Source organism: Bacteroidota bacterium, assembly GCA_016194975.1.
In the GTDB taxonomy this organism is placed as follows: Bacteria; Bacteroidota; Bacteroidia; order Palsa-965; family Palsa-965.
In genome coordinates, this window is sequence record JACQAM010000026.1 from 119,078 (window position 1) to 144,039 (window position 24,962).

General features: G+C 42.8%; 19 protein-coding genes. 5 read left to right on the plus strand and 14 right to left on the minus strand.

All coding sequences use genetic code 11. The features are described 5' to 3' along the window. Window positions 1-68: 68 nt before the first annotated feature. The 3 genes from HY064_17100 to HY064_17110 form a co-directional block, all read right to left on the minus strand. A complete protein-coding gene (locus HY064_17100; GenBank protein MBI3512382.1) occupies window positions 69-1,142 on the minus strand; it encodes a PD40 domain-containing protein in 1,074 nt (357 codons plus the stop codon). A 103-nt stretch (window positions 1,143-1,245) separates the two neighbouring features. Next, window positions 1,246-1,587 (minus strand): hypothetical protein, encoded by a 342-nt coding sequence (locus tag HY064_17105; GenBank protein MBI3512383.1) that lies wholly within the window; start codon window positions 1,585-1,587, stop codon window positions 1,246-1,248. Between the two features lie 41 nt (window positions 1,588-1,628). Next, window positions 1,629-2,360, minus strand: a complete 732-nt coding sequence (locus tag HY064_17110; protein MBI3512384.1) for a polyprenol monophosphomannose synthase — start codon at window positions 2,358-2,360, stop codon at window positions 1,629-1,631. 245 nt (window positions 2,361-2,605) lie between these two features. Between HY064_17110 and HY064_17115 the strand changes: the two genes are divergently transcribed. Then, the gene (locus HY064_17115) at window positions 2,606-3,112 is read left to right on the plus strand and encodes a septal ring lytic transglycosylase RlpA family protein (GenBank protein MBI3512385.1); all 507 of its coding nucleotides are present in this window, start codon (window positions 2,606-2,608) and stop codon (window positions 3,110-3,112) included. Window positions 3,113-3,299: 187 nt separating this feature from the next. Continuing rightward, window positions 3,300-4,646: a PKD domain-containing protein gene (locus tag HY064_17120; GenBank protein ID MBI3512386.1), complete on the plus strand. Its 1,347-nt coding sequence runs from the start codon at window positions 3,300-3,302 to the stop codon at window positions 4,644-4,646. A gap of 20 nt (window positions 4,647-4,666) precedes the next feature. On the opposite strand, the gene HY064_17125 is transcribed toward HY064_17120, so the two are convergent. After that, a complete protein-coding gene (locus HY064_17125; protein ID MBI3512387.1) occupies window positions 4,667-5,125 on the minus strand; it encodes a DinB family protein in 459 nt (152 codons plus the stop codon). Between the two features lie 280 nt (window positions 5,126-5,405). On the opposite strand from HY064_17125, the gene HY064_17130 reads away from it, so the two are divergent. Further along, window positions 5,406-9,536, plus strand: coding sequence for a T9SS type A sorting domain-containing protein (locus HY064_17130; GenBank protein ID MBI3512388.1), 4,131 nt, complete (start codon window positions 5,406-5,408; stop codon window positions 9,534-9,536). A 30-nt stretch (window positions 9,537-9,566) separates the two neighbouring features. Here the strand turns inward: HY064_17130 and HY064_17135 are convergent, their stop codons facing one another. From HY064_17135 to HY064_17155, 5 genes are all read right to left on the minus strand, one after another. After that, window positions 9,567-10,445: a hypothetical protein gene (locus tag HY064_17135; GenBank protein MBI3512389.1), complete on the minus strand. Its 879-nt coding sequence runs from the start codon at window positions 10,443-10,445 to the stop codon at window positions 9,567-9,569. 28 nt (window positions 10,446-10,473) lie between these two features. Further along, a complete protein-coding gene (locus tag HY064_17140) occupies window positions 10,474-11,298 on the minus strand; it encodes a hypothetical protein (protein MBI3512390.1) in 825 nt (274 codons plus the stop codon). Window positions 11,299-11,513: 215 nt separating this feature from the next. Continuing rightward, complete coding sequence (acs, locus tag HY064_17145) at window positions 11,514-13,409, minus strand: acetate--CoA ligase (GenBank protein MBI3512391.1); 1,896 nt, start codon at window positions 13,407-13,409, stop codon at window positions 11,514-11,516. Between the two features lie 54 nt (window positions 13,410-13,463). Next, on the minus strand, window positions 13,464-14,795 hold the full coding sequence (locus HY064_17150) for a T9SS type A sorting domain-containing protein (protein MBI3512392.1): 1,332 nt from the start codon (window positions 14,793-14,795) through the stop codon (window positions 13,464-13,466). 80 nt (window positions 14,796-14,875) lie between these two features. Further along, window positions 14,876-16,039: a sigma-54-dependent Fis family transcriptional regulator gene (locus tag HY064_17155; GenBank protein ID MBI3512393.1), complete on the minus strand. Its 1,164-nt coding sequence runs from the start codon at window positions 16,037-16,039 to the stop codon at window positions 14,876-14,878. A 342-nt stretch (window positions 16,040-16,381) separates the two neighbouring features. Here HY064_17155 and HY064_17160 point away from each other — a divergent pair, with 342 nt between their 5' ends. After that, window positions 16,382-18,763, plus strand: a complete 2,382-nt coding sequence (locus HY064_17160; GenBank protein MBI3512394.1) for a TonB-dependent receptor — start codon at window positions 16,382-16,384, stop codon at window positions 18,761-18,763. A 121-nt stretch (window positions 18,764-18,884) separates the two neighbouring features. Here HY064_17160 and HY064_17165 read toward each other — a convergent pair whose 3' ends face one another. The 3 genes from HY064_17165 to HY064_17175 form a co-directional block, all read right to left on the minus strand. Continuing rightward, window positions 18,885-19,634 carry a capsular biosynthesis protein gene (locus HY064_17165; GenBank protein MBI3512395.1) on the minus strand — a complete coding sequence of 250 codons (750 nt, stop codon included), beginning with the start codon at window positions 19,632-19,634 and terminating at the stop codon, window positions 18,885-18,887. 280 nt (window positions 19,635-19,914) lie between these two features. Beyond that, window positions 19,915-20,397 (minus strand): nucleotidyl transferase AbiEii/AbiGii toxin family protein, encoded by a 483-nt coding sequence (locus HY064_17170; protein ID MBI3512396.1) that lies wholly within the window; start codon window positions 20,395-20,397, stop codon window positions 19,915-19,917. Between the two features lie 31 nt (window positions 20,398-20,428). Next, on the minus strand, window positions 20,429-22,711 hold the full coding sequence (locus HY064_17175) for an RNA-binding transcriptional accessory protein (protein ID MBI3512397.1): 2,283 nt from the start codon (window positions 22,709-22,711) through the stop codon (window positions 20,429-20,431). Window positions 22,712-22,991: 280 nt separating this feature from the next. Here HY064_17175 and HY064_17180 point away from each other — a divergent pair, with 280 nt between their 5' ends. Next, window positions 22,992-23,543, plus strand: coding sequence for a YceI family protein (locus HY064_17180; GenBank protein ID MBI3512398.1), 552 nt, complete (start codon window positions 22,992-22,994; stop codon window positions 23,541-23,543). A gap of 209 nt (window positions 23,544-23,752) precedes the next feature. On the opposite strand, the gene rfbB is transcribed toward HY064_17180, so the two are convergent. Continuing rightward, window positions 23,753-24,814, minus strand: coding sequence for a dTDP-glucose 4,6-dehydratase (rfbB, locus tag HY064_17185; protein MBI3512399.1), 1,062 nt, complete (start codon window positions 24,812-24,814; stop codon window positions 23,753-23,755). A 16-nt stretch (window positions 24,815-24,830) separates the two neighbouring features. Then, window positions 24,831-24,962 (minus strand): transposase (locus HY064_17190; GenBank protein MBI3512400.1); only part of this gene is annotated, 132 nt, incomplete at its 5' end.

Below are 24,962 nucleotides of genomic sequence, written 5' to 3' on the forward strand. Positions count from 1 at the left end.
TTAATTGGTTACGGATTACGAAAGATCCGTATATCAGTATTGATTCGTAATCCGTAACCAGCCGTAACCTATTCCACCCAATCAGCAACGAAAACATTCGTATCGTGCGTTCCTCCATTCAAACGGTTTGAAGAAAATGCAATGCGTTTCCCGTCGGGAGAGAACATCGGGAATGAATTGAAATAACTTTCGTACGTCACTTGTTCCAATCCTGTTCCGTCGGTATTGATCATGAATAACTGGAAATCGAATCCTTTTGTGGATTGATGATTGGAAGAAAAAATAATTTTCTTTCCGTCATGCGTGTAGTAAGGAGCCCAGTTCGCTTTTCCCAGACTGGTAATTTGTTTCAGGTCGCTTCCGTCTACATTACAAGTGAAAATTTCCATTGCAACCGGCGCAACCAGTCCCTGCGCGAGAAGATCCTTGTAATCTTTAATTTCTTCTTCTGTTTTCGGACGTGATGCGCGGAAAACAATTTTAGTTCCGTCGGGAGAAAAAAATCCGCCGCCGTCGTAACCGAGTTCGTGCGTTATCTGTTGCGGATTCGTTCCGTCGATATTCATGGTCCACAGATCGAGATCGCCCCCGCGCGTGGACGTGAAAAGAATTTTATCGCCCTTGGGTGAAACTACTGCTTCGGCATCGTAACCAAGTGTGTCTGTCAGTTGTGATGTAATATTTCCATTGAGATCGGCAACATAAATATCATACGAATTAAAAACGGGCCAGAGGTATTTTCCGCCTTTGTGCAGATCACCGGTGGGCGGACAATCTTTCCCCGATTTAAAAGTGGATGCAAATAAAATATGTTTCCCGTCGGGCATGAAGTATGAGCACGTGGTGCGCCCGTCTCCGTTGCTGATGTGTGTGGGCATGTACGAAGAATCTTTCGCCTCTTTTATTTTCATCAGGAAGATCTGATCGCAGGAGAGTCCCCACTTTTTATAATTCGACTGGAAGGTGAGTGATTTTCCATCGGGACTCCAGTAGGCTTCTGCATTATCGCCGCCAAAAGTAAGTTGACGCAAATTTTTTAAATGTTTTTCCTGCGCGTTGTCGATATTTTTTTGCGACGATTTTCCGAATGAAAAAATGACGATGCAGAAAAGAAAAATAAATAACCGGAATAATTTTGTCATTGCGTGCAGCACCTCTCTGGAGGAGAATTTTGTTCTGTAAAAGTACAAGTGATAATTCCCTGCGATGTCGGAGAATTGTCAGGCACAGCGCAACTGATGAGCGTCAGTATTTTTCTTCGCGGTAAATGCCCGCGTGAATGCTGAACGTAAATGGCAAATGATTCCCGGAATAATTTTCCATACGGCAGAAAACATTTGCAGTTGGAATGGAATACTGATAAGGGCGAATATTCATTGGTAAAAAAAATATTGCATTGAATTGATAAGAATGAAATTGAAAATCACTGAACGCAAATAAAGAACCGATTCGTGGATGAAAATAATATTCTGTCCCATAGGGGCGCGCAGGAAGAAAATGAGGATTACGCGTACAACCCGCACTACACGATTGAGCGTGCGTGTTGGTGAAAAATAAAATGGAGAAGATCAGGAGGAGTTTTCTCATGAAGGTTTTGCTTATTTACGTAAAAAGAACAGGAATGGTTTTCACGAAGGCACTACCGCAGAAATTTTTTTGAATCTCATTTTCCAAACGCCCCAGAATGCTTCTTTGAAAATTCCGGAACTCATTTTGGAAACGCCTTCCGTGCGATCGGTGAAAACAATGGGAACTTCTTTTATTTTAAATCCGAGTTTCCATACGGTGTATTTCATTTCGATCTGGAAAGCATAACCCACAAATTTTATTTTATCGAGATCGATGGTTTCTAAAACTTTTCTGCGGTAACATTTAAATCCTGCAGTCGTATCGTGCACACCAAACCAGAGCACCATGCGCACATACAGCGAAGCGAAATAAGAAAGCAGCAAACGATTCATCGGCCAGTTCTGCACTTTTCCTCCTTTCACATAACGCGATCCCACCGCTACATCGCCACCCTGTTTTGCACACGCATCATGCAAACGGTTCAGATCATCGGGATTATGGGAAAAATCGCAATCCATTTCAAAAATAAAATCATATTTTTTTTGCATTGCCCAGCGGAAACCATGAATGTATGCAGTGCCGAGCCCGAGTTTACCTTTTCTTTCCTCAATGAAAACTCTTCCGGAAAATTCATTCATCAATTGCTTCACGATCGCTGCAGTACCATCGGGCGAACCATCATCCACAATGAGCAAATGATAATCGCCATTGAGCGACATCACTTTGCGGATCATCTTTTCGATGTTCTCTTTTTCGTTGTACGTTGGAATGATGACTACTTTCTCAGGCATGCGGGAGAATCAAAGACGAAGATAACCCTGTTGCGCGTATCTTACAATTGCGTTTGAAATAATTGGCATATTTGTTTATCTATTGAGTTTGTTTGTTCTTTCTCGATTACACTTAACGCCTTAGCGGTTCTCACTCGATTTTTCTATTTCACCGCGAAGGCGCAAAGACGCAAAGAATTTTTAAACTTTCCCTTACCGTTTATTCATAATGCAGAATTATCAGTAAAGAGACTGTAACTTACGCCATGCGTTGCCTGTTTTTTATTTTTTTATTCCTGAGCCCGGTTTTACTTGCGGCTCAGCATGATTCTGTTTACGCAGCAGATTCGATCAATGTTTCTTCTAAAACTGATTCTGCAAAAGTTCTTCCTTCCGATTTTCACGAAGGAGAAAATACAAAACTCTTTTCGCAATATCCGCCCGACACCGGCATTGCAAGCTGGTACGGAAATAAATGGAACGGAAGAATGACGGCAAGTGGGCAGATCTTTCATCCGAATGAATTGACGGCAGCGCACAAAACACTTCCATTCGGTACGCTGGTAAAAGTGACAAACCTCTCGAATGATTCTGTAGTGATCGTGAAAATAACGGATCGTCTCCCAAAAAAATCTACTCGCTCCATTGATCTCACACCTGCAGCTGCAAAAAAACTTGGTTTTTATTCGAAAGGATTGACAAAAGTGAAAATGGAAGTCGTCGGACAGGAACCGATCATTAAGTTCGAAAAGAAAAAGGTGAAGAAAAAGTGATCGAATGGTGCCGGGTGTAACACCCGGCCTCTCTTTGTGTGAATTCCATTTAACCTTAAAATAAATTGAAACGTTAATAATGAGCATCGTCATTATCCTGAGCGCTTTTTAGCAGTAACTTCATCTTATTAATTTTAATCATTGATCATTCAAAAAAATAATATTTCATTTCCTTAAACTTATCGTCATGAAAAAAATGTTTTTACTTTTCTCCACCGTCGCACTCACCTCTTTCGCACATGCGCAATGTGTAGCCGGATTTACATTCACCGTGAATTCCGCATCGGTAAGTTTCACCAATACTTCTTCGGGCGCCGCACTTCCTGTTTATAACTGGGATTTCGGCGATGCGGGTAATTCTTCATTGCAGAATCCGTCTCATTTTTATAATACGGCCGGCACGTACACCGTTTCGCTTACTATAACGGACAGTTTGAATCAAACCTGCACCAATACTTATTCTTCACCGGTTACAGTTACGGCAGGATGTAATAATCTTTCTGTTTCTGCAACTTCCACTGCAGCGAGCGCATGCGCAACGTGTGATGGCACCATGAGCGGAAACGCGAGCGGAGGAAACGCCGGTTACACTTATCTCTGGTCAAATTCTGCAACTGCGCCAACACTCACTTCTGTTTGCGCAGGAGATTATTTACTTACAGTTACCGATGCGATCGGTTGTGCTGCAACGGCGAATGTGCACGTGGCATGCCCGGATTCCTGCGTGGCAAATTTTTCCTCGAATGTGAGTGGCCTTACCGTTTTTCTTAACAACACTTCCAATGACAGCGCGGCAAATGTAAATTTCCAATGGGATTTCGGCGATAGCAATTCTTCCACGATGATCAATCCTGCTTCGCATAATTATGCAATCGCAGGCACCTACACGATCACACTTATTATGAATGATGTGGTGAATGCATGTACCGATACTGCGAGAACTGTAGTTAATCCGGGCGGGCCTGCATCATGCTATGCATCTTTCAATCTACAGCAGGATTCTTCCAATCTTCTGCAGTGGTATGCGTATGGGAATGCAAGCGGACAGCCGCCATTCACTTATCTCTGGGATTTCGGTGATACCACTACTTCCACCATTGCAACTCCTCAACACAATTACGCTTACGCTTGTCACCATGTAATTTGTCTTACCGTAACAGATGCAAATGGTTGTGTAAGTATGTATTGTGATTCTTCTGCATCGCACCGGATGAGTTCAGCAGCAGCTTCAACTTTAATGCAATATCTTACCGTGGTGAGTATGACCGAAACTGCTACCGGAATTATGGAGCATGATGTAGTGAAAATAAAAGTGTGGCCGAATCCGTCAGGCGATTTTATCAATATTTCATTGGGAGAAAATACCGAGGGAGTGCTGCGCATCACGGATCTTCCGGGGAATATTGTATTGCAGCAAAAAATAAATGCGAATGAATTCAGGCTTGATGTGAGTAATCTTCCTGCGGGATGTTACAATCTCAACATCAGTAATGCGAAGATGAATCAGAACCGGAAGATCGTGATTATCCGCTGATCAAAAATATTTTTTGTTATTCACATTGCCACGGGCGAAACCATTCTTCGTAAATAATTTATCTGCCCGAGATGATATTGAAAATGTGCAATAAGAATAAGTAAAACTTCGAGAGTTGTTTTCTTTCCGCCGAAAGTTTCGAGCGGATAATTTTTCTGCAGATCGTCATCTTTCATTCCATCAAAAACTTTTTCGGTCATCGCGTGCGTATCGCGGAGCATTTGAATTATTTTTTGTGGCGGAATGTTTTTTTCGCTGAATTCCTTTTCGCGCTCACGCACGTAGCCCGTGTGCCCGAGTTGCGCACCCAGGAAATGATTCAGGTTACCGATGAGATGCAGCGCGAGATTGCCCGCTGAATTGGAAACATCGCCTGAAATTTTCCAGGGATCATTTTCATTATGGAATTTCGAAATTTCTTCTTCAAGCTTCGTGATGCCCGTGAGAAAACTGTTTTTGAAATGTGGAATGGAATTCATGATGCGATTTTTTTCAATGATACTAAAATGCGCTGGATTGTACTCTTTATTCTTATTCACACTGTTCATCATCAGAACATTAGTATTAGTGCACTTCCGCTTGACAGGTTCTTCTTAAAGAATCTTTGCGAAAGCGCTTGACAGGATGGTGCCGGATTGATTTCCCCAATGAAAAAAGCAGTTTTTTCACCATAACTCCATCTTGATTGGTATAGAAATGAATTCCGGTGGTTTGATTCACGATCGCCGATGAAGTTTTTTTGTATCAAACAAAATCGCCATGAAAAAGTTCATCTTCTTTTCCGCAATCATCCTCTCCTCCATGATCCGCCTGCCTGCCGATAATTATTATTGGGTGGGCGGCACCGGCAACTGGAGTGATTACGTAACGCACTGGGCCGTGTCGAGCGGCGGGCAACTGTACCACAATCATGTTCCGACTCCCAACGACACCGTAATATTCGATTCACTTTCTTTTTCGCAACCGAACGATACCGTTTATGCCGATTCTGCGATCGCGTATTGTTATACTATGAAATGGGAAAACGTCCAGGATTTTCCTGTGTTCATGAACCGCACACAGAATTCAAATGAAATTCTGAAGATCTATGGATCGCTGCAACTGGATTCCGGAATGACGTGGGCGTTCACGGGCGATCTTCGTTTCGAAGGAATGAATGCAGGAAATACCATACGGACAGCAGGAAATTTTATTTCAGATATGGTTTTCGGAGGCGATACCGCTGCAAGCTGGGAACTCCTCGATTCACTTCACATTAATACGCTGAATTTTTCAAACGGAACTTTCAGGACGAATGGTTTTCCCGTTTATGTAAATGAAATTTGTTTCTGGACAAACAATCATGCTATTGTCCGGCTCGATACTTCTTTTATTTCGATGAATCATTTCAATTTCATTTCACCTCCATGGTCATTGGATCCCGACAGCGCAACCATTCTTTACACCGGCGGAGAATTTTACGGCGACAATCGTCATTACAATAAAGTAACCTTTACATCGAACGTCGCTATTTACAACAGCAATCAATTTGAAGAAGCAATTTTCGATCGCGGATGCAGCATTGCTTCAAGCAACACATTCCGCCGTTTCTTTCTTATTAATCCCGGCACTTCAATAATTCTGAATTCCGGCATTCAACTTTCTATCATCGACACTATTTCAGCTTCGGGTTCCTGCTATTCGGTGAATTCAATTTTCGGCGGTGCAGGAAGTTCAGTTTACAAGTCCACCGGTTCATTGTATCTCGATGATGTTGTACTCGATGATGTTTCGGCGGCCGGCGGCGCAAATTTCATCGCCACTAATTGTTTTACCAATGGAAATTGTACAGGATGGACACTCCTCTCGCCGCTCGTATCAAGAAATCTTTTTTGGGTGAATGGAAGCGGGGCATGGAACGATACCGCACACTGGTCTTCGACGAGCGGTGGACAAGCGGGCGAATGTCCTCCAACTCCGGCTGATGATATTTTCTTCGATAATAATTCTGCTCTTTCTTCTTCAGATACAGTTTTCGCCACATTGCCTAATTCATTCTGCAATAATCTTCACTGGACAAATTCTCCGGGAATATTCGCGCACAGCGCAACGCGCCTGCATGCTTACAGGGATTTTTCTGTTTCAAATCTTGCGACAGAATTTCCAGGAGAAATATTTTTCCGCAGTGATTCTGTTGCTGCCGTTGATGTTCCGAATCATACTTACGGTAATCTTTATTTTGTGGGTGATGGAAGCTGGTCGCTCAACAGCGATCTTGTTTCTGTTGCATCGATTCTCATTGACAACGGATCATTTTATTCCAATCAGCATAACATCAACGCATTCATTTTCGATTTCGAGGCCGACAGTATTTCGCTCGGGGGATCGCAATTACAAACTCCTTATTGCACATTCTCACAACCGGGAACAATAATTTCTTCACCGGCTTCGGTTAGCACTTCTTATTTCTCGGATAACACTTCTTCCCATTTTCCATTGGTGAATTTTCCGGGCGGTGGAACATTAATGGCTAATTCTTCATTCGGCAAAGTGAATTTCAACGGGCAATGTTCCATAGAAGGAAGTAATATTTTCGACACGTTATTTTTTGATCCACACGGAACAGAGATCACTATTCAATCGGGAGGAAACGAAACGGTGAATAACGATCTCACCATAATTTCTTCCTGCGATGCTCCGGTGATGTTGTCTTCATCCATCGAAGGAAGTGCAGCCACATTCACAAGCGCGTCCGCAGGAGTTCATATAAGCGATATCATCATGGAAGACATAAACGGAATCGGCAATGCAAATTTTCTCGCGCTGAATACTGTTGCGATCGCAAACGTTTCAGGATGGAACATTACTCCTCCTCCGGGCGGGCCGCTTTACTGGATCGGTGGAACAGGAAACTGGAACGATCCGAATCATTGGTCAACAAGCAGTGGTGGTGCGCCCGGAATTTGTGTACCGAATCCGCTGAACGATATTTTTTTCGATGCGAATTCATTTACAGGAAATACAGATACTGTGAAAATAAATATTTCTTATGCTTATTGCAGAAGCATGGACTGGACAGGATCATCCGGATTTCCATCGATGATTGATGCCGGAAACGGAAATCTTTTGCGCTGTTTCGGGTCTTTCATCATTGACACAAACGTAACTGTTGATCACAGCACAATCATTTTCCGTTCTGTGGTTCCCGGAAATATCATCAACACAAACAATCAAACGATCGGTTACGCAAAATTCAGCGGACTCGGCGGAATGTGGACACTGACCGGAGATCTGAGTGCAACAGAACTTTCGGTTGAAAAAGGAATTCTGAAAACAGCCGGAAAAATAATCAACGCGGGTACGCTCACGAGCAAGGGCGGCGTGCGCGAACTTCTGCTCGATTCATCTTTCATTTACGCTCAGAATTTTGTGATCGCGAATGACACAGCTGGAATTCTCGATGCAGACTCTTCAAATATCACTCTCACAGGAAATCATTTCGAAGCAGGAGTCAACAACAAATATAATATCGTCACTTTCATCAATGATGTGGATGTTTCGGGAACAGATACCATTCGTTTTGCAAGATTTCTGAAAATGACATCCATTCATAATGATTTTACTTTCGATACTTTATTTCTCGACAACCCGGGTTACAATGTTGCGATCACCAGCGGAAGCACGATCACGCTTCGCGGAAACATGCTTACTTCGGGCCAGGCATCTGCAATGATAGGAATTGAAACTGCGGATGGATTTACCACTGCAACAATTTCCAAATCCACCGACACATTATGCAGCGATTATCTTGTGTTGCGTGGAATTGCTGCAACTGGTGGCGCAGTATTCTATGCCGGCTATTATAGTTCCGACGCAGGAAATAATTCCGGGTGGACATTCCAGGATTGCACACCGGCGATGATCGATGTATGGCCGGGTGATGCGAACCGTGATCTCATTGACGATAATCTCGATTTGCTCGCTGTAGGAATTGCATTCGGTTATACGGTAAATCCGCGCACGAATGCTTCAATAAATTATACTGCTCAACCGAACATTGTGAGAGAAATTCTATTCGCAAACGGAACTGATATTGTGAATGCAGATTGCGACGGCGATGGAATAATCGGTTACAGCGACACGACAGCCATCATTCAGAATTACGGACTCACTCATCCTGCAAGATATGTTGCGCCCGATTCAACGCAGTCTGCATCTGTTCCTCTTTACTTCACCGTTCCGCAATATATTCCGAATGTTGGCGACACGGTCAGCATCGGGATCATGCTTGGCAATTCAACAACCCCTGTTTCGAATGTTTATGGAATTGCATTCACCATCGCTTACAATAACGACAGCATTGTTCCGAATTCACTCTGGTTTGATTTTACAAATTCCTGGATGGCGCCTTCGGGTTATGAAATTCACATTCTGAAAAATTTTCCTGCAACCCAAACCATTGAATGCGCAATTTGCAGAACGGATCATCAGAATATTTCAGGACAGGGAGAAATTGCGCGGCTTCATTTCAGAGTTGGTTCTACACCTACAAGTTCATTTGTTTGCTGGTACACCAATGTTACGCTCATCAATTACAATGAAGTTTTATTCCCGGTAACATGCACCGATGGATATTTCCACATCGCGACCGGCGTTGAAGAATACACACAGAACGGTTTCAGCGCTTATCCGAATCCAACGACAGGAATTTATTTCATCGATGAGCCATCATTCGCAGGAATGGAATCGGTGATCACGGTGAATGATGTTACAGGAAAAATAATTGAAACAGTTTCTTCACACGGAGAATCACGCATCACCCTTCATCTTGAAGATGTTTCTACCGGAATTTATTTTGTGAAAGTCACGAATGAAAAAGGAACTTTCGCAGAACGTGTGGTGCGGCAATAGAAGTTACGTTCACAGAAATTTTCCACTCATCTACTTATTCACTTCATAGAAAAAACTGAATGGAAAATTCCGCCATGTGTAGTCCGGCGCTTTTACTCTCACTAATCCGGTTACATTTTGCTTGCCGGCGCCTGTTGCTTTCAAAGTTAAATGACCCACTCCCCGATTCACTTTTATGCTCGTGGAATCAATGTCGCTCGTCGGCCTTCCGGAGTTGGGATCAATATTGCAAAGCCACATCAGGGGATTTGAAGTGGTGTTGGTTGCCGAAACAAAAATTTCTGCTTTCACGTCTTCTCCTGCGTTCACAACATTTTTTTCGGGGATCACAACCGCTGCAAGTGAGTCGAATTTAAAATCAGAAATATTAATTTGCATGAATAAATGATTCAGTGCATTGAATTCAATTCCGGCGATACTTTGTTTAATCAATGCTAACATAGCCGCAGTACCTTCGATATTGTTATTGCTCTGAAAGTCTTTAATGCCATCTGCATCTCCGTTGTATTCCGCACTATCCGTATTCAAACCAATAGTGATTGAATGGCTTGTGATATTCATAATATTACTACGGTAATCGTTTACCTGCTTTTTGAGATCGGCAATATCTGCGTCTGAAAGGGAAATTTTTTTTTCTTCGTTTTCAATAAAAGAATACACTTGTTTCGACCATGCTCTTATTCTCATTGCATCTGCATAAATTTTTCCATTTTTTAATTCATCGTTCAATTTAGCTTTTTCGAAGTTCGCATACAGTTGGTCATTGACAATGGTAATATTGTTATTCGCATTTTTCAATCCAATATTGATTGCGGCGAATTCTTTTTCATTGTTGCCTGAAGTGCCGCAATAAAAAAGGGGGAGTAAAACAATGAGAATGGCCGGGAGATAAATTAATTTGTTTTTCATGGTTTGGGTTTTAGAGGCTGTTTAAATTTCAATCGTTTAATTTTTTCTGAATATATTTCTCTGTCGGCAAATGTGAATCCTGTATGCGTTTCGCATAATGAATACTGTCGATGATCTCTTTCTGTTTCAATTCGAGCAAATCATTTTTCAAAGTCACTTCTTTTGTTTTTTCCGACACAAGGTGATCGAGTTTATGGATGAGTGTATTTTTATCCCGCACTGAATTCTGCACGGCATCGCGTATTTTTTTTGAAATGAGCCCGGCGATCATCCCACACAAAAAGATAAGTGCGCTCCGGAATATCACATTCACATGATCGAGCGTGCTCGCATTCGCCGACGGCCGCAGCACATGAAGCGAGACCAGAAGATATTCTCCTCCTGCAACGAGCCCGGAGAAAACCGAGATCCGGAGATCGAGCGTGAGTGAAGAAAGAATGATCATGATGATGTACATGAGCAGTGGCGGAGAAGTAATGAGTTGCTGTGGAGAAATAAAATCCGAATTAAGGAGAAATGAATTTGCGATGAGAATGAACGTCGTTGGAAAACTGCATTCGATCATCACCACGAAATACGGAAGCCATCGCGGAATTCCTTTTTCGTTCCTCTGAAATTTTTTTAGCCGGCGTTCGAAAAAAAGTTCGCTGGCAATAATGGTGATGAGGAACAACGGCCCGACCACAATTGCTTTTCCCGGGATGGCCCTGAAGATAAGATCCGTTTTGAAAAAAAGATACAGCATAATGACGAACTGCCCGAGCAGGATAAAAAAGAATATTCCAACAAGTATCTTCGATTTGAGCCGGAGGTTTTCTACAATGGCAAGTTCAAGCTGGCGGTCCTGGTTCATTTATGTAATTTAAGATCCTTCAGCTTCTCCCGGATTTTGTTTCTTCAGGCGTTCGAGATTCTTTGACTGCGACAGCCCGTCCTCAACTGTAATTTTCCTGAAGAGCAGATTCTGATACTGGGAAAAGGCAGAAATTGTAAAGAGAAAAATGAAAGAGGGGGAAAAAATTTTCATTACTGAAATATAGACAGAAGGATGCAGATGTCAAAGCAGGATCATTTCACACTCCCCTTCACAATATCATCCACCACCGAAGGATCGAGCAGCGTTGAAGTATCACCAACATGTTGCATGTCTCCTTCTGCAATTTTCCGGAGAATTCTCCGCATGATTTTTCCGCTCCTGGTTTTCGGAAGACCTTTCACGATTTGAATTTTATCCGGCTTCGCTATCGGCCCCATATTTTTTACCACTGTTTCAATAATTTCCTTTTTCAATTCTTCTGTATCTGTTCTTCCGTGATCCTCGATACAAAAAGCATAAATGCCCCATCCTTTTATTTCGTGAGGAAAACCAACTACGGCACTCTCCACAATATCGGGATGAAGATTAATTGCGTTTTCAATTTCCGCTGTTCCCAATAAATGTCCCGAAACTTTTATCACATCATCAACGCGTCCGGTAATTCTGTAGTACCCATCTTCATCTCTTCTGCATCCGTCGCCGGTGAAATATAAATTTTTGAACGTGTCGAAATATGCAGTGCGACAACGTTCGTGATTATTGAATGTGGTTCTGATGATCGCGGGCCACGGAAATTTCATGCACAATCTTCCTTCTACATTATTTCCTTTCAATTCATTTCCCTGTTCATCCACCAGCACGGGTTGAATTCCCGGAAGAGGAAGTGTAGCGAATCCTGGTTTTGTTTTTGTAATTCCCGCCAATGGAGAAATTAATATTCCGCCTGTTTCCGTTTGCCACCACGTATCTACGATCGGGCATTTTTCTTTCCCGATATTTTCGTTGTACCAATTCCACGCTTCCACATTAATCGGTTCGCCAACCGTTCCAAGCACACGAAGTGAATCAAGCTTGTAGGGTTTCACAAAATCAAGTCCCATCGCTTCAAGCGAACGTATCGCAGTAGGTGCTGTGTAAAAAATATTCACTTTGTATTTATCGATCACACTCCAGAATCTTCCTGCATCCGGAAAAGTAGGAATGCCTTCGAACATGAGCGTGGTCGCGCCCGCGAGCAGTGGCCCGTACACGAGATAAGAATGCCCGGTGATCCAACCGACGTCGGCAGTACACCAGAAAATATTTCCGGGGTTGTATTGAAAAACATTTTCAAAAGTATATTTCGTGTACACCATGTATCCTCCGCAGGTATGCACCACTCCTTTTGGTTTTCCTGTAGAACCGGAAGTGTAAAGAATGAAAAGCATATCTTCTGCATCCATTACTTCCGCTTCACATTCTGCAGAAACAGTTTTCAATTCTTCAATCAGCCAAACGTCTCTTCCATTCTCCATTTTAATTTCAATTCCTGTTCGTTTTACAACGATCACTTTTTTTACTGACGGACATGTTTGCAGCGCTTCATCGATAACAGACTTCAGTGGAATATCTTTCGCGCCGCGATAAGCGCCATCGGCTGTCACCACAATATTGCATTCCGCATCGTGAATTCTGTCGGCGAGTGAATTGAAAGAAAATCCGCCGAACACTACGGAATGTATCGCGCCTATGCGCGCGCAGGCGAGAACAGCAACGGCGAGTTCCGGAATCATTGGCATATAAATACAAATGCGGTCGCCTTTCTTCGCCCCGTTTTTTTTCAGCACATTCGCAAATCGACAAACTTCTGCGTGCAATTCTTTGTAGGAAATTTTTCTTCCCGCTTCCTTAGCGTCGTTCGGTTCCCAGATGATGGCGGTTTGATCGCCGCGATCTTTTAAATGACGATCAATGCAATTTTCAGTGATGTTCAGTTTTCCGCCGATAAACCATTTTATTTTCGGTTCGGTGAAATTCCATTCTAAAACTTTATCCCATTTTTTTCTCCATGAAAATTCAGAAGCGATCTCTGCCCAGAAATTTTCAGGATCTTCTATTGATCTTTTGTATTCGCTTTGATACTGTTCGAAGGAAGAGATGCGTGCCATGAATTCAGGATTGTAACAGATAATTTTATCTCCAGTGAACTTTTTTCATATTCTTTAGTTGTGAATGACCATCTGTGTCTGTGAACCGGAAATGGTATTCACCCGGATGAAATATTTTCCTTTTGCATAAGATGAAAAATCCATTTCAAAATGAGTTGTGGATTTATTTAAAAGTCTTCTCTCCAAACATTTTCCCTGATCGTCAAAAATTTCCACTGATGAAATTGCATCGTTTGAAGAAATGGTAATCAGGGAAGCTGTCGGATTCGGAAAAATTCTAAATGTCAATTCTTGCATCGCATTTACACTTGTCGGAGTTTGAATTGTAACAGTGTCGCACACCGAATCGGAAAGTGGTCCATTGTACGCAATTAAACAAACGCGATAAAAACCTTGCGCATTAAAAATATGGCTTGGATTAATTGCAGTCGAAGTATCCTGATTCCCACTTGCCGGATCGCCAAAATCCCAGTGATAGGAAATACTGTTTGTACTCAAATTTTGAAATTGGACTGTGTCACCGACAACCGGAAAATACGGCACCCAAACAAAATGCGCAGCAGGTTGAAAATATTGTTGGTTGTCAAAATATTCTACGCTTTGTGTCACATAATTATTTCCAACTTTATTTTGTTTGACCACGAGTAAAGGATATTTTTTTGAAGGATCCATCCATTTTAATTCTCTGGAAATAGTTGTGATGATCGGAAGCAATGTGTCATTAATGATGATGCTGTCGCGCTGAGTCAAATCAGAAATTATCCGCAACGCATTTGAAAATGTTCCATAAGGCGTGATTACAGTTCCCCATCCATCCACATGATTCACTCTATGCATTTGTGTATTCTGATAATAATAATTCGGAATGTTTGTCGTGTAAGATCCATCCGAAGAATCGGCATTTAAATAATTCAAAGGAAACTTGTAAATCACATCGGCAGTTGCGTAAACATTTTTTATTGCTAAGGAAGAACTGTTGATCACAATATTAAATGAAGATGCTTTTTGTTGCAGCGCTCCCGCATTGAGCAAATAAAAATCATTCGGATTTGTTTTCTGAAAATTTCCGATTGCAGTGGTATGTCCATCGGTAGAAGTTCTATTTACATTCGAGGAATTGAAAATGTAAGGCCACTGAATAGGAGTAAATCCGGTCTGATTCGAAGGGCGATACACCAGTCTTCGCTGTGAAATTCCGGTGAGCGATGCATAATTCCAGTTGCAGGGCGCGTTCGTCGTATCGAAATTCAAACTCGACGGTTGCGCCGTGGTCAGATAGAAAGTATCTCCGTTCAATGCGTAATTTGTGGAAATGAAAGTAGATTGCGCGGAAATACCAGAAGAGACGAGCAGCGCTAAAACAAGTAGTGCGAAAGTTTGTTTCATTACCTGGAAGGTTTTTAAATTTAGATTTTCAAAAGTGGTCAGTGAGTTCAGGTAGTTAAGTGTACGTTGTTTTATCGCGGCTACTCCTTCGGCTTCGCGTAAGCAATCACATCTTTATCCGTGATCGTCCTATCACACAAAATAATCAGTCGCTCAATCACATTTCTGAATTCCCGGATGTTTCCTGTCCATGGAAGTTTTTGCAATTCTTTTAAAGCTTCTTTCGAAATTTCTTTCTGCGTCATGCCATGTTCTTCACAAATGTTTTTCAGAAAATGATCAGCAAGCAATGGAATATCTTCCTTGCGTTCGTTCAATGACGGAACATGAATGAGGATCACACTGAGGCGATGATACAGATCCTCGCGGAAATTTCCTTTGAGAATTTCTTTCTTCAGATCTTTGTTCGTCGCAGCAAGCACACGCACATTCACTTTTATTTCTTTGTCGCCTCCTACGCGTGTAATTTTATTTTCCTGCAAAGCACGCAACACTTTCGCCTGCGCACTCAGACTCATATCACCGATCTCATCCAGAAAAATAGTTCCTCCTTCTGCGAGCTCGAATTTTCCTTTACGCTGCGCCACCGCCGAAGTGAAAGCACCTTTCTCATGGCCGAACAATTCCGATTCGATGAGCTCGGAAGGAATAGCCGCACAATTCACTTCTATTAAAGGAGCTGCAGCGCGATTACTTTTTTCATGCAGCCATCTTGCGACCAATTCTTTTCCTGTTCCGTTCTCACCCGTAATGAGCACACGCGCATCCGTAGGCGCAACTTTGTCGATCATCTCTTTGACTTTCACAATGGAATCGGATTGGCCGATCATGTCGAAAGTTTTGGTGATCCTTTTTTTCAGCGTTTTTGTTTCGGTAACTAATTTCGATTTATCGAGCGCGTTGCGCACCGTTACAAGAAGACGATTCAGGTCGAGCGGTTTCTGAATAAAATCATACGCTCCTTTTTTCACGGCTTCCACTGCAGTTTCAATATTCCCATGGCCGGAGATCATGATCACCGGAACATCAGAAGCCACTTCCATGAATTTATCGAGCGCTTCCATTCCATCCATCTTCGGCATTTTAATATCGCAGAGAATGATGTCGAATTTTTCTTTCTGAACGATGGCAAGTCCTTCGAGCCCGTCAGCCGCTTCATCAACTTTGAAATTTTCGTATTCAAGGATCTCGCGCAAAGTTCTGCGGATACTTTTTTCGTCGTCAATAATAAGAATGCGAGGCATAGGGAATTTTTGATGCGGAGTAAAAATAGGAAAAAACGTTGTTGGTTATGGGTTGTGAGTTATGAGTTATAATGAGCAGAAGGCAGTATACAGTATGCAACAACCGATAACTCCTAACCAATAACGTATTCGCATATCTGCACCCCAAGTACTCGGGGCAATTCGTTCCCCGAGTGGAGGCCCTGGCGCTATACGGCATATGCACTACTTCATCATTTTATTAACGGATTTTTAGAACTCGCACCTGTATCCGGAGTGGCTTTGGCAGAATCATGGCATTAAGATCACGACCGCGGACAAAAAAATTCCGCAGAAAAAATAAACCAACTAAAACCAGAAAAAATGAAACGCTACACCAAAAACATGATTTGCCTTGCAGGAGCAGTGCTCGCAGGTAAACTCGCAACAGCCAACGGCAGCATCGCCGGAAAGATCACCGACGAAATGAATCACCCGGTGGCATCAGCAACAGTAGAACTTTTCAATGCGAAAGATTCTTCTCTCGTAAAGGTCCTGCTCACCGATGTCAATGGGAAATATTCTTTCGACAACATCGCTCCCGGCCGCCTTCTTCTTGAAGTTGACAATGCAGGATTCAAATCTGTTGTAAAGAATGTGGATATTGAAGACGGAGCGAATGCTGATCTCGATATTCCCGGAATGGCACGCGGAATTTCAAAAGGAATTATCGAAAATGATAATGGCCTTCCATTTCTCGCTGAACTCAACGGCATGATGGTGCTCACCTTTGAAGGAACGAATGCGAAGATCGGCGGCACCACGCTCGACATCCTTAAAGTTGCTCCCGGAATTTCGCAGGATGAGCAGGGCCGCCTCACACTCGACGGAAGTACGCTCTTCGAATTGCAGAAAGACGGAAAAGATCTCGACGTGAGCGCTGCTCAGATGGATGGCGCACTCCGCGCTATTCCTATGAAAGAAGTTGCTTCCATCATCATCAACCGCGATCCGAAAAGAAATAAAAGTGAAAGCGGCCTGCCGGTGGTGAATTTGGTTACGCTTACCGGCGAGAAGCTGGGCTTGTATGGCGAAGTGAACAGCAACACCACTTTCGGCCAGGTAACGAAGAACGACCAGGGGGTTGTGTTAAATTACAACTCATCTAAAGTGCAGGTTTATGGTTCCTTCGAACGCGCCGATAATAGTTCAGTAGAAAAGGATTTCATGAGTCGCATACTCCCGATGGATGGAACGAATCTCCGCTTCGAAAATGAAAGCATCACTAAAGACAAACCTGTAACGGAGGAGGCGATCTTCGGTACAGAATATAAAGGAGCGAAAGGATTCGCTGCAGGAATCGAACTCAACGGAACACAATTGAAGAGCGACGCAAACGTAACTGATGTGAGCAAATATTCTTTCGACGGGCTCGATACTACTTTTATTTTCCCGGACGCATACAGTACGCACACGGAACAACAGGACGCGAGCGCGACCGTGCACATCGATCAAACCATCCGCGCAACAGGAACCATCCTCACTGCAAAATATGCGATCGATCATAACAAGAGTTTGTGGAATGAAACTTTTCCTTTCGCAGGCGCTGAAGGCGGAACACACATTGAAGCCACACCCGGATTTCACCGCTACTCTTCTGCGAATGACATAGGAATTCACAATGCAACTTTTGAAATGACACAGGTGTGGACGAAAAAACTGATCACCGTTGCAGGTTACAACCATATCGCTTACGATAATCTCAATACACTTTCCATGCAGAATCTCAGCAACGGTGAATGGGTGAATGCAAATGGAAATATGAATCAATTCAAATTGCATGAAGCGATCGGTTCTATTTACCTGAACACGTACCTCGATCTCGGTAAAACACAATTCGCTGCCGGGCTTGATGCAGAACAAGTACACACAACAGGAAATTCCCTGATCACCGATCACAAATTCCAGGTTGACAATCTCCAGTTGTTTCCCTCTGTGAATGCATCGCGCACGTTCGGAAAAAACGGTTCCATCAGTTTCAAATATTTCCAGAGCATCACGCGTCCTACTATGACACAACTCGATCCGTTCGGACATTACACCAACCAGTACACGTACGTTGCAGGAAATCCGAACCTGAAACCAGAGATCGGCAACACGGCAAAAGTTTCTCTGAAAATGTTCCAGGTGCTCGAACTCACAGGCGAACTGAATGAAAAACACAATGGGATCCAGGATGTAACGATGGTAGATGCAAATGGATTGAATGTGCGCATGCCGGAAAATATTTCCAACTCACACAATGCATCTGCAGGAATCAAATGCCTCATCCCGGTTGGAAATAAAATTGCGCTCCAGACTTCTGCAACATGGACCTGGTCGCATTTCCAGACGGAGATCTACGGAATGAATATCAACTCACGCAACAGAAAATTTGTAGGACAGGCAACGATGCTTGTTACACTTCCTGCGAATTTCAATTTAATTGTTGATGGATATTATGTTTCTCCTGCATCAGACGGGATCATTGCCACACAATCAACCGGCGCAGTAGATGCTTCTATTACAAAATCCATGATGAATGATAAAGTTATTCTGAGCGCAGGCGTCAATGATATTTTCAAAACAGGAACCGTTCGCGCAACGATCCTCTCTCCCGAAGGAAATGTTGCTTACAAAGTAATTCCTGAAACACAAACAGCTTTTGTAAAAGCGACGATCAAAGTCGGCAATGAAAAAGCAAAGCGCGAAACGAATAACGATTGAATATCAAAAACGCAGATAGGGATTCCACATTTCCATCACCATTGCTCCTCCGGTCGTAGCGTTCCGGCAGGAGCAATTGGTTTTTAAAATAATTCTATGAGTGGGGAACGAAAATTTTTTCTCACAAACTCCCATTCAGCAACTTCCCGCTCTCTACTAATTTGCGCAGCGCTTTTTCCTTCCGCACTTTTTTCAGCAATTCAATATGTCCCATGTGATGACAATCGCTGCCGGTAAATTCATACCATCCTTTTTCTATCATCTGTTCCGCCACGCGTTTCGATTCAATGGAATAATGACCGGTGAGTGAATTGATGTTGAGCTGAAAAAAAACTCCTTTGTCTTTCAGTTTTTCAAATTTCTCCAATGATTTTGTAAACCAGAACGGATAACGCTCGGGATGCGCAAGCACGGGTTTGTATCCTTCGGTTTGCAAATTGAAAATAAATGCATCAAGATTGTCGGGTGGATTCATGTAGGAAACTTCGAACAGCAAATAATCATTCCCGAGTGTGAGTAATCTTTCCTTCGCAATTTTTTTTTCGAGTTCGTAATCGAAATAATATTCTGCCGCGGCGCGTATCGTAATTTCCAGGCCTTCTTTCACTGCTGCGTTCTGCACTTGTTCGAGCCCGGTGGAAATGATCTCCTGGCTATTCCGGAAAAAATCGCTCATCACGTGCGGTGTTGTGATCACTTTAGTATAGCCGAGTTCTTCCATCGCGCGCAGCATCTCGATCGAATCTTTCATGGTCTTCGCGCCATCGTCAATTCCGGGAATGAAATGAGAATGCATATCCACGCCGATCAAGCCGAGATCGACAGGTTCGCCGGGTTTTGCTGCACTGAAAAGTCTGCTGAGAAAACTCATTTGTCCGAAGGTACGAAAACAGTTGTCAGTTGTCGGTTTTCGATTATCAGTTGTGAAACGACGTGTTAACTGAAAACAGAAAATTGCTAACCGCCCAACTTTCCCTTGAGCAATTTCATTCTCTCTCTCTCCTGCGGAGTCTGGCATGACCAAATGAATCTGGCGTGTGCTTCATTCATACGAAAAATATCTTTGACCGTTCGATTCCGGTAATACACCACCTGATCTTCAGACACTGTATAATGAAAACCAATGTTTTCTTCGCTATGGTCTTTACTATTCATTTTCTGAATTTGCTCAATAGGATAATATCATCTTTATCCTGCGATCTTCCGGAAAACTCTTTCATTCGAATCAAGTCGTCTATGCTGACTATGTTCACGCTGAAATCATCCAGTTTGCGGACTTCTTTCCGCGCCCACAGATCTTTAAATGAAATTGGCAAATCAAGAAGAACATCAAGAGAAAGGAATCCTGATGCACTATTGTAAAACGAAAACGCGATCAGATTTTTTTCGGTCTTGAGTTTACTGCGCTCCTCTTCATCACTGAGTTTTTCAAAAGGCAATGGAAGTACTGATTTGTAGTTAATCGATTGAACGACCTTGAGAAATTTTTCCATGTTTCCCTTGTCGAAGTCGATGAGCAGATCAATATCTGCAGTCATCCTTGGAATACCATAAATATTCACTGCTAATCCTCCGCAAAGCAGGTAGCGAACATCTCTTTTCCAAAATGACTCGAATAATTTTTCGTACTCCATACAACAAACTTACGACGATTCTCATCAATTGCTAACCGCCCAACTTTCCCTTGAGCGCAGCCAACTGATCCTGCCAGTTTTTTGCAGCATCCTTTTGTTTCGGTGGAGTGGCGTTTGAAGATTTAGGAATTGGAATTTTATGTTCCTGTTTTTTAGCAACGGCTTCTCCTTTCATAGAAAGCGCAATTCTTTTTCTCGGAATGTCAACTTCCGTAACGGTCACCATCACTTTCTGTGCAACCTTCACAATTTTATTCGGATCATCCACAAAAGTATCTGCGAGCTGCGAAATGTGCACGAGCCCGTCCTGGTGAACACCAATATCGACGAATGCGCCGAAGTTGGTAACGTTGGTTACAATTCCCGGCAAACGCATTCCTTCTTTCAGATCTTCCATGGAATTAACGCCATCCTGGAATTTAAAAGTTTCAAAAGTTTTACGCGGATCTCTTCCTGGTTTTTCCAGTTCAGAAAGAATATCATTGAGCGTTGGTAAACCAATATTCTCTGAAACATATTTTTTTATTTCTATTTTTTTGCGCAATTCTTTTTCTTTCATCAATGCGTCCACTGAGCAATTTACATCTTTCGCCATCTGCTGCACGATGTGATACGATTCCGGGTGAACAGCACTTCTGTCGAGCGGATCGGAAGCATTTCTTATTCTCAGAAATCCGGCGGCCTGTTCAAAAACTTTTTCTCCGAGACGAGGAACTTTCAGAATATCTTTTCTCGAACGGAAAGCGCCGTGTTCTTCACGGTATTCGACAATACTTTTCGCAATGGCAGGACCGATACCTGCCACATAGGAAAGTAATTGTTTACTGGCTGTATTCAATTCCACACCCACTGCATTCACGCAACTCTCCACTACCTCATCTAATTTTTTCTTCAATAAATTCTGCTCCACATCGTGCTGATATTGTCCAACTCCAATTGACTTTGGATCGATCTTCACGAGCTCGGCTAATGGATCAGCCAATCTTCTTCCAATAGAAACTGCTCCGCGCACTGTTACGTCTTTATCCGGAAATTCTTCGCGCGCAACTGCAGACGCCGAATAAATGGAAGCGCCACTCTCATTTACCATCACGATCATAATTTCTTTCGGCAATTCTTTTATTCCGCGAACAAATTCTTCCGTTTCTCTTCCTGCCGTTCCGTTACCAATGGAAATTGCCTCTACGTGATGTTTCGCCAGCAAACGGAAAAGTGTGTCCTCTGATTCGGTGCGTTCTCTGTTCCCGTTGTGCGGATAGATCACATCGTTCTCCAATAATTTTCCCTGCTTATCGAGCACTACCAATTTACAACCTGTGCGGAATCCCGGATCAAGTGCAAGAATTGTTTTCTGTCCAAGTGGTGACGCAAGTAAAAGTTCGCGGAGATTCTGCGCGAATACATCGATCGCTTTTTTGTCGGCATCTTCTTTGGTGAATTCACGGAATTCTGTTTCGAGTGAAGGTTGTAATAATCTTTTGTAAGCACCAACAACAGCCGCTTTCATTTGCTCAGCTATCTCACCTTTGCCTTTGATGAATTTCTTATTCAGTGATTCAATTGAAATATCCGCGTCAGGCGCAACATCGAGCAAAAGAATTCCTTCATTCTCTCCACGGCGCATAGCGAGCATGCGGTGCGAAGGACAACTCATCAGTTTTTCGTCCCACTTGAAATAATCACGGAACTTTGAACCTTCTTCGCTTTCATCTTTTCCTGCCACCACGCGTGAACGGATGAGCGCGGTCTCGCGGAAAAGTTTGCGAAGCGCTTCGCGCGCATCACCATTTTCTGAGATCATTTCGGCGACAATGTCGCGTGCGCCATCGAGTGCTTCGTCCGCATCAGCGATAGCATGCTCGGGTGAAATGAATTTTTCAGCTTCAGTTTTTATATCGCAATTCACCTGCGAAAATATTTTCAGCGCGAGCGGCTCGAGTCCTTTTTCTCTTGCAGCCGTAGCTCTTGTTTTGCGTTTCGGTTTATAAGGAAGATAAAGATCCTCGAGTGCTGTGATCGTATTTGCTTTTACAATTTTATCGCGCAGTTCATCCGTCATCTTTCCCTGCTCTTCTATTGTTTCGAGAATGAATGCGCGGCGTTTTTCCATTTCGCGCAATACGGTCATGCGGTCGCGCACGTTCATGATCTGCACTTCATCGAGTGAACCGGTTGCTTCTTTTCTGTAACGCGAAAGAAACGGAACTGTTGCGCCTTCATCGAGAAGAGCGATGGTGGTTTCGACCTGTTGCGGATTGATGCCGAGTTCAACAGCGACTTTTCGGATGTTTAATTTTTCGGTGATGGAAGACATATCGGGGGGAGATTACTGATAGTACGCCCGCCTGAATGACGAAGTCGGGCAGGGAAATACGGATTACAGATCCACAGATTGATTTTCTGCATGGGCAAATGTACCTTTCACCAGCCGGAAATTTTCACGCGAAGACGCGAAGACGCAAAGGATTTATGAACGGTTGTGGAAAAATAAAACGAGGTGTTACCATCCATCGGTAAAAACATTCCATTGATCAGATATTTGTTTCGGCTGCACAGCAATTTGCTTAATTTAATCCCGGATAAAACTACCACACATGAAAACCACGAAAATAATATTCATCTCCCTTATACCGGCACTTTGCATCACACTTTTCTCTTTCAGAATTATCATTTCGAAATGGACAGTTGACACAAAAGATGCAAAGATTTCTTTCGATATGCCGGAAGGAAATAAGAGCGGCACGATTGGGAACCTAAGTGGAACTTTTGAATTCGACCCGATGATGCCGGAAAAAACGGTGATCACTGCAAAAGTGGAAGTCAGCACTATTGAAACAGGAATTTCTAAACTGAATGAGCATTTGCAAACGGCAGATTTTTTCGACGCAGCCAATCATCCTGAAATTTCTTTCACATCAACTTCAGTTTCAAAAACAGATTCTGGTTTTGTGGCAATGGGAAAACTTGCCATGCGCGATTCTGTTCACGCGATCTCCGTTCCTTTCAAAGTTGTTGACGACGGAACACGCAGCGTTTTCAAAGGCAGTATGGATATTTTTGCGGGAGATTATGGCGTAGGAAAGAAAAGTCCGACTGGAAAAGATCGTGTGCTGATCGTGATAGAAGTTCCGATCTCGAAAGAGTAATGCTGCAAGGGCATCTCTAATAACTTCGAACTGCTGCGTTGGGCTACGTCCTCAAAATCCTCATTTACGAATAGTAAATTCCGGTTTTTCGGGCTTGCCCGCCTTGCATTTCTGTGTTTTTAGAGATGCCCGAAAATTAGTACGGCTTATTTTTCACAGGAGATTAAAAGCTCCCATAAAGACGCAAAGGTGAATTGCAAAAGAAGAATTTACCTCTTTACGTATTGATCGTCATAATATTTTTTGTAATCGCCGGAAGTAACATGATCCAGCCATTGCTGATTATTCAAATACCAATCGACAGTTTTTTCCAAACCTTCTTCGAATTGCAAACTTGGCATCCAACCTAATTCATCTTTTAATTTTGTCGCATCAATCGCGTAACGCAAATCATGTCCCGCGCGATCCTTCACGTACGTGATCAGTTTTTCAGATTCTCCAGCAGCACGATCCAGTTTTTTATCCATGATCTTACAAAGTAATTTGATAAGATCAATATTCTTCCACTCGTTATGTCCGCCGATGTTATACGTTTCACCATTTTTTCCCTGGTGAAGAATTACATCTATCGCACGCGCATGATCTTCCACCCACAACCAGTCGCGCACATTCTCGCCTTTTCCATAAACAGGAACAGGTTTGTTGTTCCGGATATTATTGATCGCAAGCGGAATTAATTTTTCCGGAAAATGATGCGAGCCATAATTGTTGGAACAATTAGAAATGACAACGGGCAATCCGTACGTGTCGTGATACGCACGCACGAAATGATCGGAACTTGCTTTCGATGCAGAATAAGGTGAATGCGGATCGTATTTTGTTTCTTCGGTGAACATTCCATTCTCTCCGAGAGCGCCATAAACTTCATCGGTACTTACATGATAAAATTTGGGATTTGGGATTTGGGATTTGGGATTTAACCAAGAATGTTTGGCGGCGTTGAGAAGATTCACAGTGCCAACAACATTCGTCATTACAAATTCAATTGGGCTGGAAATGGACCGATCAACATGTGATTCTGCGGCGAGATGAATCACAAAAGTGAAATCATTTTCCGAAAAAAGTTTCTGAATGAATTCCGCGTCGCAGATATTTCCTTTTACAAAAGTGTAATTCGGTTTGGAATCGATGTCACGAAGATTTTCGAGATTGCCGGCATACGTGAGTGCATCGAGATTGTAAATATGATAATCAGGATAATTATTCACGAACCTGCGAACAACATGCGAACCGATGAATCCGGCTCCGCCGGTGATGAGGACTTTTTTCATGGAATTAAGAGACTGTTTAAAATTTATTCAATAATAATTTTATGGAAGCAAGGTAAATCATCGCTTGACTTGTTTCCAAGAGATATTCAAAATCCTTACTGAGTCTTCTGAAGTTTTCAAGCCATGCGAATGTTCTTTCGACAAGCCA

What these genes read in the sequence shown, in the direction of transcription:
- HY064_17170 (MBI3512396.1), bottom strand. Translation starts at nt 20,397, where the DNA reads ATGGAGTACGAAAAATTATTCGAGTCATTTTGGAAAAGAGATGTTCGC.
- HY064_17100 (MBI3512382.1), bottom strand. Translation starts at nt 1,142, where the DNA reads ATGACAAAATTATTCCGGTTATTTATTTTTCTTTTCTGCATCGTCATT.
- HY064_17140 (MBI3512390.1), bottom strand. Translation starts at nt 11,298, where the DNA reads ATGAACCAGGACCGCCAGCTTGAACTTGCCATTGTAGAAAACCTCCGG.
- rfbB (MBI3512399.1), bottom strand. Translation starts at nt 24,814, where the DNA reads ATGAAAAAAGTCCTCATCACCGGCGGAGCCGGATTCATCGGTTCGCAT.
- HY064_17180 (MBI3512398.1), top strand. Translation starts at nt 22,992, where the DNA reads ATGAAAACCACGAAAATAATATTCATCTCCCTTATACCGGCACTTTGC.
- HY064_17135 (MBI3512389.1), bottom strand. Translation starts at nt 10,445, where the DNA reads ATGAAAAACAAATTAATTTATCTCCCGGCCATTCTCATTGTTTTACTC.
- HY064_17125 (MBI3512387.1), bottom strand. Translation starts at nt 5,125, where the DNA reads ATGAATTCCATTCCACATTTCAAAAACAGTTTTCTCACGGGCATCACG.
- HY064_17110 (MBI3512384.1), bottom strand. Translation starts at nt 2,360, where the DNA reads ATGCCTGAGAAAGTAGTCATCATTCCAACGTACAACGAAAAAGAGAAC.
- HY064_17165 (MBI3512395.1), bottom strand. Translation starts at nt 19,634, where the DNA reads ATGAGTTTTCTCAGCAGACTTTTCAGTGCAGCAAAACCCGGCGAACCT.
- HY064_17150 (MBI3512392.1), bottom strand. Translation starts at nt 14,795, where the DNA reads ATGAAACAAACTTTCGCACTACTTGTTTTAGCGCTGCTCGTCTCTTCT.
- HY064_17160 (MBI3512394.1), top strand. Translation starts at nt 16,382, where the DNA reads ATGAAACGCTACACCAAAAACATGATTTGCCTTGCAGGAGCAGTGCTC.
- HY064_17105 (MBI3512383.1), bottom strand. Translation starts at nt 1,587, where the DNA reads ATGAGAAAACTCCTCCTGATCTTCTCCATTTTATTTTTCACCAACACG.
- HY064_17175 (MBI3512397.1), bottom strand. Translation starts at nt 22,711, where the DNA reads ATGTCTTCCATCACCGAAAAATTAAACATCCGAAAAGTCGCTGTTGAA.
- acs (MBI3512391.1), bottom strand. Translation starts at nt 13,409, where the DNA reads ATGGCACGCATCTCTTCCTTCGAACAGTATCAAAGCGAATACAAAAGA.
- HY064_17130 (MBI3512388.1), top strand. Translation starts at nt 5,406, where the DNA reads ATGAAAAAGTTCATCTTCTTTTCCGCAATCATCCTCTCCTCCATGATC.
- HY064_17120 (MBI3512386.1), top strand. Translation starts at nt 3,300, where the DNA reads ATGAAAAAAATGTTTTTACTTTTCTCCACCGTCGCACTCACCTCTTTC.
- HY064_17155 (MBI3512393.1), bottom strand. Translation starts at nt 16,039, where the DNA reads ATGCCTCGCATTCTTATTATTGACGACGAAAAAAGTATCCGCAGAACT.
- HY064_17115 (MBI3512385.1), top strand. Translation starts at nt 2,606, where the DNA reads ATGCGTTGCCTGTTTTTTATTTTTTTATTCCTGAGCCCGGTTTTACTT.